A 12,137-nucleotide genomic window follows, 5' to 3' on the forward strand; every position below is an offset into this window, starting at 1 on the left:
TACTTTCACCTAGTTAAGAGATGTTCCTTAGGCACGGATGTTTATTTCAAAGCTGCGGACATAGTCGGCGTACAGCCGTGTCGTCTTCAGCGCAGGGTCCAGCTTGGCGATGATCTGCTGATACTCCACGAGCGAGTCGGTAACGATGAACGCGTGTACCAGGTCGTCGCGCAGCGCTGCGGCGGCGACAAATGGTCCCCAGGCGTTGGTGTCGAAGAGCACGCCGTAGACCGCCGCCGGCGGCATGGCCCAGCCCTCGTCGGGGATGCGGTCGATGCGCTCGCCGGTGGCGCCTGCGCGTAGCCACAGCAGCGGAGCGATTGCCTCGAACCGGCGCCCGAGCGTGACGAGCGCGGGGTCTTCGTAGGTCAGGGTGAAGAACTCGGCGTTCTCCTCGAACCCGTCGGCCATCGGGAACTCATCGATGAAACGGTAGTCTCCCTTGACCGGCTCGCCGGTCGACGTAGTGCCGGTGATCGCGGCGTGGATGCGCGGCTTAGTGATGTAGTCGCAGATGCCGAGTGCTTCCCAGGCTTCGTCACCGGGCTTCAGTCCTTGCGCCAGCAGGGCTGCTCGCTCGGCGGCGCCAACTTCATTATTGGTCACGCAGATGCTGCGCCGCTTCCCGCCGTCCTGGCGGTTGAGGCGCATGACTGCGTGGGCGGTGGTACCTGAGCCAGCGAAAAAGTCGAGGATCAATGCGTCGGTCTTTTTGATGACGAAAAAGCGTAGTGCGTCCTCGACGGCGTACAACGCCTTGGCGAAGGGGAACGTGCGGTCGGGCAAGAACCGCGCGAGTAACCGACTCCCGCTGTTACCTGCGTCATGGCTGGTTAGCCGCCAGATGTCGTTCGGGACGTAGCGGGCTCGGTACCCGGAGCCGTCGGTGATGACGGACCCATCGGCACGGTGACCGGTGACGGGGAAGAGTCCGTCATCGACCTTCTTACGTTCTCCTTGCTTGAGGTAGCTCAGGGAGGTGGCGGCGTCCTTCCAGGTCCCGATACGCGCGTAGCCCAGGGCGATGAGCTCGCGCAACGCTTCGGCTGAGATCTGCCAGCGGCCTTCTCTCCCGTCCTGCCTGATGGGCCAGACGGCCGCGCAGCCCGGGGGCGCAGCGACGTTGCGCCAGCCTTCGCCGTAGAAGGGCTGGCCTACCGAGTCGAATACCGGCCCGTCGGCCGTGTTGCGGATGAAGACTGGATAGAACAGGTTCGGGTGCGTGGTGCGGAAGGGCTGTGTGCCGGAACGGATGAGGCGGTTCCAGTAGAGGTCTTGCTTGTTGACTGTCTTGACTGGGTTCCACTCCTCGTCTAGGGGCAGGGCGGCGGGGTGAGAGGCGCCGACCTGCACGAAGAAGAGGTACTCGGCGGACCTTGCGAAGGTGCCTGTCCGGGTGGAGCCGCCAGCGTTGATGGACGACGTGACCATCGTGATGCGGGCGTTCGCGAACACCTGCTCGAGCAGGAGACCGAGGCGCAGGTACTCCTTCTCGTCGATGGTGACGATCAGGACGGAATCCTTCGGGTTCAGCAGCCGCTTCGCCAGGATGAGGCGGCGTTCGATGAAGCTGAGCCACTTGGAATGGCGGTAGGGGTCGGCGTCGTCGACGTAGTCGTTGTTGTACTTCCAGTCACGGGCGCCGGTGTTGTAGGGGGGGTCGATGTAGATGGCGTCGACCTGGCCCTCGTATGCGAATAGGAGCGCCTCGAGTGCGTGGTAGTTCTCGGAGTTGATGACAGTGTGAAAGGGCTTGCCGCCGTCATCGCCGCCGGCTCCGCCGCCACGCACGACGCGCCCCGTGGATACCAGGCCGGGATATATCGGATCGCCGAACTCGCGAGCGGTCACAAGCTGCGCGGTCGGCACCTCCCGGCACTCGCCATTCTTATCTCGCAGCTGCGCGGACTTTGCCCCCGCCTTGGTGACCGTCCAAACCCCGGAACCGTCCAGCTCTGTGGGATCCTCCGAACCGTCCCCGAGGAGGATTTGAACCTTCTCGCCTTCCCGAATCGTGAACCCCGGCAGGACGACCGACTCGGGCAGATGGCGGTCGAACACCAGACCGAGGCGTCGGCTCTTGGTGACCTTCTCGTACTCGGCGCGCAGCGCGACGCGCAGTTGGGGATCCTTGATCGAGTTGATGAGGTTGTCGATGTGAGCCACGAACTTAGTACCTCGTCCCATGGGAGCGAAAGAGCTCCCGCGAGTCGGCGCCGTCGAAGCCCTTGATCGCTGCCCGAATCTCGGGATCCTTGTGGTTGAGCATGAGGTAGCCATCGTCGACCATGGCGATTGACTGGATTCGGTGATACGCGTCGGCGTGCTTGGCGGCGTACGTGGCCAATCCCTTGAGCTTGTCGACGGCGTCGGCCAGGTGGGTGCCGTGGGGGTCGACGATCGATGCGACGAGCCGTCCGGTGACTCGGTCGACGAAGATGAAGTCCGGTGCAAGGCCTTTGATTCCGAATGAGGTTGTGTACGGAATCTGCAGGGAGTGCCGCCCGGTTGAGGGATTCCGGTACCAGGCCACCGCGCCCGCCTCGAGCTCGGTGCGCAGCACGTGCTCCTCCCAACTCTTCAGCTCGGCGTGGTACAGCCCGTTGGCGTCAGAGAGGATGTGCCGCTCCCACGCGGCTCCCGCCGCGCTTTCGGTCTTGTTGCTCGGTAGGGTAATGGTGGTCAGCAGTGGGCGGTCCGACTCTCGCTTGATCCTGTCGAACCGTTCCTGCTCGGGCGCGGGTAGGCGGGTGATTGCCGCACCGTAGTCCTTGAACCACTGCTCTACGAGGTGGGACGCGCGGCTCCGCAGCGCCTCAGGCAGCGATGGCTCAGCGGCAATGGCGATGGTCGTTAGCTGCGCCTTGCGCACCTGGTCGTCGCGCTCTGCCAGCCGCTTCACGTATGCGTTCGCCAGCCCTTGAGGCAGTAGCGCTTCGGCGCGCTTCATGAGGATTTGCACGCCGCGCGCATCGAGCGTCAGCTCCGAGGTGGTGTCTGTGCTCATGGAAGCCGGGTCTGCGAAGCCTACGGTCCGCTCAAACAGGCGGGTCACGCTCGCGAGTTGGACACGCTCCTCCAGCTCGCCTGACTCTTCTAGAACGGCGTGGTGCTCGTCGATTACTGACAGCAACGCGGTTCGCGCCTTGAGTGGCGCCTTCGCGTCGATGCGGAAGCCGTCGTGTTCGCCGGCCAGCAGGATCGCCATCTGCGTCAGCCGGTCCACTGGCGAACGCAGCGTGCGTCGGGGAATGGTGTACGACGGGAGAGAGCTGACCACGTCGAACGCCGATGTCGCTGCGGCGGCGGACAGGTCGTGCACGGGTTCGGGGTCGGCGAACAGGCCGCCTGCGACCGCCACGTCCTCGCTAGACTCCGCCGTCGATCTGGAGCGTGGCGCGTGAGCCACCCTGGCCTTGGTTATCTCGTCAACTTCCTGCAGCCTGAGCCAGTCGGCGGGCGGCTCGTCCTCTGCTGGTGCCCGTGCCGGGGTCGCGTCGGGCGGGAGGGCTGTCGGCGCGGGCGGGGGCGCGAGCGTGGGGTTCCGGGTGAGTTCCACCGCGTCGACGATGACGGCGGAGCCTGCTGCGAGTGCCTCGTCGCCCCCAACCTTGAACCGCTCGGCGATTTCCTCCACGGCAGCGTGATCGAACTTGGGCAAGATGCAGTGGACCGCGTTAAGGTCCTGGTCGGTGTCGATCCGCCGGGCGAGCGGGGTACGGACCATCCGGCCCATAACCTGGGTGATTAGGTCTAGGTCGCGCGCGACCCGGAAGGACAACAAGACCTCGGCGCGCGGGCAATCCCATCCGGTGGTGATGGCGGTCTTGCACAGCACCACTCGGACATCGCTTCGGTCCTGGATGTCCTCGGGTGGGCACCAGGGCACCTTAATGCCACCGGCATCGACGGGCGCGTGATCGGCGAACGTGTGGACGACAGCGTCGGCGGTGATGTCGGGCCACTCCTCCAGAACCGTGCCGATCAGAGCGCCCAGCTCGGTCTGCGTCGGCTTGTCCGCCACCTGAATCACAAGTGCGGGGCGAACCGGCGGCTCGCCGGTGGAGGCGGTGTACGCGGCCCACTTGCCGTCGTAAAGCCGCACCCGCTGAACCGCGAACCTCACCAAGGCCGACTCTGCGGCGTCAATGCCCTGGGTATGCCCCAGTACGATCTGCTCCTTCAGCAGCCCTGAAGCGCGCACGTCCTCAATCCGTACGGTGTGCTGCTTGGTCGTGCGCCCCATCTCGGCCATCGCGCTAAGAAACCGTCGCGGAGTCGCCGAGACGCCCCACACCACTGGGGCCGCCGGCCGCTCAGTCCTTCCGCCTCCGATGATCTGACTCACGATCGTCTCGCGGGTTCGACCGAAGCTCGCGGCCGCCGTTGTGCCGCGGTGCGCCTCATCGATTACGACGACGAACCCGTGTGGTCGCTGAGTGATCGTGTTGGCGATCGTGTCCCAAAGCGAGTAAGCGCGCCCGTCGCCGCGAGACCGGGAGAGGGTTGCATTCGCGCTAAGTTTCTGGATGTTGAGGAAGTAGACCTTGCCAGGCGTAAAGAACTCCTCATCGAAGTCGTTCTCGATGATCGTCAGCTGGCTGAGCTGCAGGTCGGAGGAGGAATCGAGCATCTTCTGCAGCGTCTGCCGGTTCAGCGATGGGTCATCCGTGACCCACAGGAACGTCGCATCCTCAACTGCCGACATCGCCCCGTCCCCGGCCAGGGCCGACTCGATGACGCCCGTGGCGATAACCGTCTTGCCCGCCCCAGTCGGGGCGGCGAGCACGACCGCGGCGCGCTCATCTGGATCCTCGTCGTAGTCTCGCGTTGCCCGCACGAGGTGCTTGGAGATCGCCGAGACCGCAGCTTCTTGATAGTCGAACAGCTCGTACTTCACACCAGCTCCTCACCGACCGCCGCTGGGGAGCCTATCTGCGTAGGGCCGCGGCCCACGAGGGGGGTAGACGGCAAGCAGGCCGTCCTGTCAACGACAAACACAAGCGGCCGGTGCCTGACATCGACATCGAGCGCCGAGGTCGAGGCGAGGCTCACGGGCGTCGAGATCAGTACACCTGGGGCCGCGGTGGCCGCCGGTACCGGACCGGCGCGCGCCACTCCCAATGCCCGGAAGCTCGCTCGTCGCCGTCAACCTGCGGCCGGTCGCACGGGCATCGCCACGCATCCACGCCGTCAATCTCGGCCGCCGGCGGCCAGAATCGGAAGAGCACGTACTCCGCGACGGGCTCTGGGCGGTCCGGCGGCCACCATTGCCGAACTCTTGACGGAGCTTGCCCAACTGAGTAATGGCCGGTTCGAGTCGAGTACTCTGCAGCACGAGTCGTCGCCCCGGCCGAGGTGGTCCGCGAACTGGTCCAAGTCGTCCTCGAACGGGTCCGCGTAGACGTCCAGCACCACTCGCCGCAGGTCGAGCCGACGAGCAACGCGAAGTATGTGGCTTGTTGCGCTGCTTGACTAGACGCAGATGGCAGCGGTCACTGCGCCTTGGCGCCGTTGGGCGTCGGGCGGTATGTGGTCGACAACAGGTCGGGCACGTCGGCCAAGACGTCGTTCAGCAGCCTGATGACCTCGTCAGCCTCGTGCGCCTCGAGGGGCTGCCCGACCCGTCCGCTACGTCGGAGTATCTCGTCCAGGCGGGTAGCAAGATGGTCGATGTTCGCCTTCTCTTCGGCGGTGACGTACTGTCCGATGACGCTGGCCAGATGCTCGTCGGTCAGATGGGCTGCGGCATGCGCCAGAGGGCTGCGGCGCAGCCGGTCTAGCACCGCGATCCAACGTTCGGTCAGTTGGTCGGTCCGCTGGGCTCGTCGCAGGAGTAACTCGTGCTCGCCTTCCTCCTGGATCCGCTGGAGGTGGATCGCTCGGAGTTGTTCGCGTACCTCCGGGTCGAGACGGATCCTGACCTCGGGCCGGCAGCGTAGTACGACCCCCCGTCTTTCATAAGTGCGGTAGCTTCGCGAGAGTTCCCGGTTGAGGCGGTACTCGAGTTCGCCGGCCTGTTGCGGGTAAAAATGTCGTGCCAGCTCAGCACACTGTCTCTCAACATCTCTCCGTGCTAGGTCGGAGAACTGCAACGACCAGGCACCTAGCAGTTCCTCGCTCAGCTTCTCCGCGTGCCAGGTCAGCAGCACCTGGATCTCGAACGTGAAGACGAACCCGCGTGCCGGAACGATAATGGGCTGGGACAGCCGACGGCGTTGGCTGACGCTCTCCGGGGCGGATTGCCGGATCGGCGGTGGCGGACCGGCAAGAAGGCGGCGTGCAGCGAGCCACAGTCGCCTCAGCCATGATTTCAGCCCCCGCCACCAACGGGCGAGGTAAGTCGTGGAAGCAATAGCGTTGGGGGAGGTCATGGCACTCTCACTCCTAAGCTCAAGCAGCCGAAGCAGAGGGGGATGGGGCACCGGCTCGTGATAGCCAGTAGGTGAACCTTGGCCGCACGCTCCGGTCGAGGACAAGCTTCCGGAGCAGGGCGCGGAAGGCCTCGGCGGTCGGTGGGTACGCCCGGAAGGATCGCAGCCAGTGACCCAGTTGGCGCCAACCGTTCTCCGCAAGGTCGGGGTCCAAGAGGACTAAGCGCCAGAGCGCCGCCATATCTTCCAAGGCTTGGGGCGATGCGCCAGCTAGCGTGAGCAACGGAAACTGACCGGGAAAGGGAAGTTCCGACGTTGTTAACCGACTGAACGCACGACCGGCCGCGACCTCGAGGACGGAATCCCCACTCAGCGCCCATCTTTTGAGTAGCACCAAGATTGGAGCTCGGCCGAGATCCACGGCCAGTCGAGTGACCGACCCCGCGACCTCGTGGCCGAGATATCCGTGGGCGTTTCGGGCAACGTGGGTTAGGTCGTGCAGTAATCGGTTGTGATTCGAGGTCGGGAAGCCCATGGACCAAGCCTTGGCGGCTGTGTCGCGTTCAAATGCGGCGTCAGACCGGGCGAGTGAAGAAATCTCGCCGCTCACACGGCTGCTGATCCGGTGGATCGCTGATCTGTCGGGAGTCCCTGAGTTGACAAGGTTTGCCACGGCCACCAGTGCCGCCGCAGCGGCTCGGCGAAGGGCCGGCTTCCGGTCCTTCGCCCAGTTGCCGATCACACTCTTATAGACTTGATCGAAGTCGTGACAGGCGAATCCGGCAGCGGCGACCGCCGCGCAGTGCTTAAAGTCCTCAGCGGGATGAGTGGCCAGCGCGTCTAACCAACCGATGAGCGCTGCCCGGCTGTTGTCAAATTCGTTCCAGGCAACGTCCAGAAGTGCCCGAACCATATCTGGCTCGACCTGCGCCATCCGGGTCGCCACGTCAGGTCGGAGCCGATCTGCTACCTCCTCCTCGCCGTCCCAGTCGCCTGCAAGATCGTCACCGAGTAGTCCGGGGAGGCTGTGGACCAGCGCGGGCCGGCCGATGGCGGGATGGGCGAAGAGCCCATCGAGCTTCTCTAGCAAGAGCCCGGCCGCATCCGTCACGTGGGCGATCGGATGGCCGGAAAATACTGCATAGGTGACCCGTAGGGATCTGCGGTGCTGAAGTTGACGGTGTTGATAGTCGCTGTCGACGGTAGGCATCTCCAAAATGGCGCGTGCACGAACACGTCGCCGCACTTCTCCGGACGGAAGCAGTGCGGCCAGTTCTTCATGGCTTTGCGGCAGTCTGGTCGCGAGTATTTCCGCCTGCTGCGCGCATTCTCGAGGTCGAGCCAACAGCGTCACACTGCGTCGGAGGAGATCGTTTTTCAAGAGCTTCCGAGCGTAGCGGACCCCGCAGCGCCCGTCGCAGTACTCATCGCCATCAACACAGCGGCCATGGAGGTTATAGACGAGGTGACGACGGAAAACAGACATCGGATCAAAACTGCACTTCTGAAACACCTCCGCGTGATGAAGCACGCCGTCTGGCACGTCTAGATCGCGGACCAACACCGCAGTCGCTTCGTGCTGCTCGAAGGTTCGCTCCAACGCCCGGAGTAGTCCAGCAGTGGCGTTAGCGCCGAGTCGGATGATGTAGCCATGCCCTTTCTGCAGCAGATCTGGGTGATCTCGGACTTGCAGAGGATCGCTGGACTCGGGAAGCATGATCTCCCGAACATTTTCCTGGCCGTGGCGAGCGGCTAGTGCAGCGCAGGCAGTCGTCGAGCGCCCGGTGCCAACCGGACCTGCGAGACCCGCTACCGGGCTTCGACCCAAGCGTTGTGTTAGATCATCGAAACATGCAGGCTTGACTAACGTGGCCACCTTGAGCTTGATTCGGCGAACGGGATCGGCACTCAGCCGAGCTCGATCGTCCTGGCCGATGTTGATGATGCTGCCGATGATCCGCGCATAGTCGCCATAGACCGCCGGTCCTTCGTTTCGGACGTCGTCGAACCGGAAGCGGTTGCCCTGCCCTGGCATCCATGCTCTGAGCGTCGGATTGGACTGCCCGAAGTCGGCAGAGTCGCCAGACTCGTTTCTCCCCGCTGGATCGTCCGGCTGGTCCTCTGCATCTTCGTCCTCCTCACGGGCCTTCGTATCTTGCAGATCGACGCCCGCTTCGCCTCGGCCATGCTCGGGTTCCCCTGCTGTCGGCGACTGCTTCGAATCGTCCACCTCCGGCTCAGACCCGGGCGTTACGGCGCCAAGCCCAGGATTGGCTGGTGGTGGCTCATCAGCGGAGGGACCGTGGGGAGTCACCGTTCTCTCTCCTCGTCCTCGCGCCACACCGCGTGTGAGCCGTAGGCGCGGCCGTGGTCGCCGTACACGGTAGGCCCGTTGTTCGTGACGGTGCCGAAGTTGAACCTGCTACCGCCGGAGGGACCTGCTGTCGGCCGCCTTGTCTTTCCACCACGACGGCGAGGGTCGCCCGGACCATCAGAGCCGAGCACGGAGGGACTGCAGTTGACATTCTCGTCTGGCACAAACACCCACGCCTGGTCCACGAAGGACTTCACTTCAACACGCACCCGACGAAAGCGGTCTGGCCGGATACCGCTGTAGGACTGGCAAACGACGTCGCGATGGATGGTGGCTGACACGATTAGCGCTACTGCGGCGTTGGGGAACGAGGCCAATGCCTCTCGCACCGGGTCGGCGTTGACCAGCCGAGCGGCCGTAACGACCGCCGTGCCGGCGAAGCCGTTCTCCGCCGGTACTACCAGCCCCTGATGCAAGGCGACGCGCATCCGGATGCGAGCCTGATCCGCGGCGTGCCGATTGTGGTCGCGCAGAACCCGGTCCATGGCTGGCACGAGTTCGGCAACGATCCTCGGCTCCGAGGTCCCAGGCGGGAAGATCGCAAACTCGCCGTCCCCGCTCGCCTGGATCGTCCAGCCGCTGCGGTCCAGACCGCAAAGATCTGCAGCGTCTCGCATGATTTTTTGGAAGTTGCTCTGGGCATGGAACTGTCCCATGTCGTCGTTCCTGCTGTAGCTCTCCATGTCCACGAACATGATCAGCCGCCGATCCGACTGTACTGCCGGTGCCATCTCGCCCTCCTCGTGCCCCGCCTTGCCTGCGAGACATGTCACTTATAGCGACGCACGACCTTGGGAATGCCATCGAAGTACGGGTTTCGGGAATGAGGTTGCCGTCGTCTTTGCGTCAAGCCGTACTTTGAAGGGGCGGGGCGGAGGCGCTGTGGCTTGACTGATGCCATGAACATCCCTCAGCCCTCGGTGTCATCCGGTACTGCCGACGTGGAACGAGCGTTGGCCACGGCTCGCATGCATCAAGACTCGATCCAGCACGCCGACGCCAAGATCGCGAAGCTCGTTGGTATGTACGGAGCGCTCGCAAGCCTCATCGTCAGTAGTCTGCCCACGCAATCCGAACTGGCAGGCACGCCAGGTCTAGGCTTGGCCCTTGGCCTAACCTGCGTCGTGTTCATCTGGTCGCTGGTCGCCGGTGCCCGACAGCTGGCACTCGGCTTCCGCCCAGTGGTGACCGGACCTGAAGGACCGAACCGTTTCGGCTTCCCCGCCCCTCAATCGTTACCCATCGCGCTGGTCGCTGGCCAGGAGAGCAACGAGGCATGGCAGCTCGTGATGCTGCTAGGGCAGATCGCGTACGGCAAGCATCGTCGGGTGCGGTCGGCGCTTCCGTGGACCTTCGTTGCAGTCGCCTCGGCAACATCGTGGTTGGTCCTTACTTCCTTCCTGTGACTGGTACGCCGCTGCTCGGAAGTCTTCTGCCGGCCGACCGCATCGATCAGAATGGTTGCTGTGCCGATGCAACCGCAACCAGGCCAAGCATCGCCACGTCCGACGGCGAACGGGGTGCTGACATGCGACACCACCAGGACCGACCACAAGACTTGTCGTCGTGGCCCCCGGGGTCCCTGCTCAGCTGCCTAGCCCCGCCGGTCCGCACCGCGCTCCTCGCCATCGGTACCGCCGTCAGGGTGGAGCCGGGAGACCGCATCCTTCGCGAAGGCGACGAGGGTAGCCATATGGTGTTGCTCTGCCATGCCTTGGCGAAAGTAACCGTCAACATGGCAGATGGGCGTCAAGCCCTTCTAGCAATCAGGGTTTCGGGCGACGTCGTTGGTGAGATCTCGGCGCTAGGTGGCACGCCGCGCACCGCCACGGTCACCAGCTGCGGCGACGGGGTGGTCAACGTTATTCACCGGCGGGATTGGCATCCCTTCTTGCAGGATCACCCTGAGGCGGCGCTTGCGCTAGCGGGCACCACGGCTGAACGTTTCCGCTGGGCGAACCAGCGAAGGGTCGACTTCGCCTCCTACCCGGCGAAGGTCCGATTGGCCAGGGTCTTGGCAGAACTATCGGCTGCACACGGAGAGTCAGTGCCGGCCGGCAGAACTCTTGGCGTAACGCTGACCCAAACGGAGTTGGCAACGTTGAGTGGCGCAGCGGAGCCGACGGTGGAGAAGGCGCTCCGCGAGCTTAGGCAGGCCGGGGTTCTTGAGACGGGATACCGCCAGATCACCATCCGTGATCTGGCAGCTCTGCGGCAGGTCGGGCGTATGCCGAACGTGCGACAAGGGTGGACCAAAGTCAGCTGAAGCGTGGAAGTCCAACCTGCCCGGATTTCGGAACGCCCGAGCGGATACCCAGGTGCCCCTGTTGAGACGGATTAGTTATGGCTTCTTTCGGCACTTGACTACCGTCAAGAGCCAGTCGGCGCGCGCGATCGAGGCGTTGCGGGGCCGCCTCGTCGACGTGCCGGCCCGAGCCGAGGAGGCACGCACCGATGGATGACCTGACCCAGCAGTTGCGTACGGCGGTGGCGTCCTCGCCGCCGACCCGGATCGACGTGGACCGGCTGATCGCCGACGACCGGCAGCGCCGCCGGCGGGCCCGGGTCCTGGCCGGCACCGGTGTCGCCGCGGCGGTCGCCGCAGCCGTGGTGACACCGGTGCTGCTCGCCGGCCCGGGCGCCGATCCCGCCGGGTTGACCCTGCCACCGGCCGCTGCGGGCTCGTCGTCCGCCGACACCTCACTCTGTCCGGTTGCGAAGCCGCAACCCAGTGGCCCGCCGGCGCCCCAGCAGTCGTACGACACGGTGCGCGACCGGCCGACCGAGCGCCCCGACGCCGGCGTGGCCCGGCTGACCCTCGTGCTGCGTCCGGCGCTGGCGGCGGTCGTGCCGGCGGGGCTGACGGTCGGCGGCACGATCCCTGGCTGCGATCTGGTCCAGTTCACCTACGAGAAGAGCCACTGGTACTACTACGCCCACGCCCGGCTGCTCCGCGACGGAGAGGCCGACAACGTGACGGTGCGGCTCGTTCCGACGAGCACCGACGAGCCCGAGGGGTGCGACGCCGCTCCCGCCCCCGGTGCCTGCACGAGCAGCCGACTCCCGGACGGTGGCACCGTCGCCACCGGCACGGCCACCCCGGGCGACGAAGGCTTCGAACAGCGCTGGGCAAAGGTGCGACGGGCCGACGGTACGACCGTGACGGTGACGACGGACAACCACATCACGGGCGGGGAGACCGGCGAGACGCCGACGGTCCGGTTCGGTCCGCCGCCGGTGCTCACCGTGGCGCAGTTGACGGCCATCGCCACCACCCCCGGGCTGACGCTCTATCCCTGACCGGTGGCGACCCGGTGGCGACCACGGTGCGTCGGGGGCCTCCACTGCTCGCCGGGCCCGACGGGCTCCGCCACCTGGCCAGACACGCT

At 65.0% G+C, this 12,137-nt stretch carries 8 protein-coding genes; 3 read left to right on the forward strand and 5 right to left on the reverse strand.

Annotated elements, in window-relative coordinates:
• Positions 1 to 27: 27 nt before the first annotated feature.
• The 5 genes from AB0D32_RS05645 to AB0D32_RS05665 form a co-directional block, all read right to left on the reverse strand.
• Positions 28 to 2,166, reverse strand: coding sequence for a DNA methyltransferase (locus AB0D32_RS05645; RefSeq protein ID WP_357085288.1), 2,139 nt, complete (start codon positions 2,164 to 2,166; stop codon positions 28 to 30).
• A 4-nt stretch (positions 2,167 to 2,170) separates the two neighbouring features.
• Complete coding sequence (locus AB0D32_RS05650) at positions 2,171 to 4,900, reverse strand: DEAD/DEAH box helicase family protein (RefSeq protein WP_357085290.1); 2,730 nt, start codon at positions 4,898 to 4,900, stop codon at positions 2,171 to 2,173.
• A gap of 595 nt (positions 4,901 to 5,495) precedes the next feature.
• Complete coding sequence (locus AB0D32_RS05655; RefSeq protein WP_357085293.1) at positions 5,496 to 6,374, reverse strand: hypothetical protein; 879 nt, start codon at positions 6,372 to 6,374, stop codon at positions 5,496 to 5,498.
• 19 nt (positions 6,375 to 6,393) lie between these two features.
• Positions 6,394 to 8,604, reverse strand: coding sequence for a hypothetical protein (locus AB0D32_RS05660; protein ID WP_357085295.1), 2,211 nt, complete (start codon positions 8,602 to 8,604; stop codon positions 6,394 to 6,396).
• 80 nt (positions 8,605 to 8,684) lie between these two features.
• Positions 8,685 to 9,479, reverse strand: coding sequence for a hypothetical protein (locus AB0D32_RS05665; RefSeq protein WP_357085297.1), 795 nt, complete (start codon positions 9,477 to 9,479; stop codon positions 8,685 to 8,687).
• A gap of 168 nt (positions 9,480 to 9,647) precedes the next feature.
• Between AB0D32_RS05665 and AB0D32_RS05670 the strand changes: the two genes are divergently transcribed.
• From AB0D32_RS05670 to AB0D32_RS05680, 3 genes are all read left to right on the forward strand, one after another.
• Positions 9,648 to 10,154, forward strand: coding sequence for a hypothetical protein (locus AB0D32_RS05670; RefSeq protein ID WP_357085299.1), 507 nt, complete (start codon positions 9,648 to 9,650; stop codon positions 10,152 to 10,154).
• A gap of 239 nt (positions 10,155 to 10,393) precedes the next feature.
• Positions 10,394 to 11,014: a Crp/Fnr family transcriptional regulator gene (locus tag AB0D32_RS05675; protein ID WP_278125475.1), complete on the forward strand. Its 621-nt coding sequence runs from the start codon at positions 10,394 to 10,396 to the stop codon at positions 11,012 to 11,014.
• A gap of 188 nt (positions 11,015 to 11,202) precedes the next feature.
• A complete protein-coding gene (locus AB0D32_RS05680) occupies positions 11,203 to 12,048 on the forward strand; it encodes a hypothetical protein (protein WP_357085302.1) in 846 nt (281 codons plus the stop codon).
• Positions 12,049 to 12,137 lie beyond the last annotated feature (89 nt).

Origin of the sequence: Micromonospora sp. NPDC048170 (assembly GCF_040652795.1) — a bacterium.
In the GTDB taxonomy this organism is placed as follows: domain Bacteria; phylum Actinomycetota; class Actinomycetes; order Mycobacteriales; family Micromonosporaceae; genus Micromonospora.

What these genes read in the sequence shown, in the direction of transcription:
- AB0D32_RS05655 (WP_357085293.1), bottom strand. Translation starts at nt 6,374, where the DNA reads ATGACCTCCCCCAACGCTATTGCTTCCACGACTTACCTCGCCCGTTGG.
- AB0D32_RS05665 (WP_357085297.1), bottom strand. Translation starts at nt 9,479, where the DNA reads ATGGCACCGGCAGTACAGTCGGATCGGCGGCTGATCATGTTCGTGGAC.
- AB0D32_RS05670 (WP_357085299.1), top strand. Translation starts at nt 9,648, where the DNA reads ATGAACATCCCTCAGCCCTCGGTGTCATCCGGTACTGCCGACGTGGAA.
- AB0D32_RS05680 (WP_357085302.1), top strand. Translation starts at nt 11,203, where the DNA reads ATGGATGACCTGACCCAGCAGTTGCGTACGGCGGTGGCGTCCTCGCCG.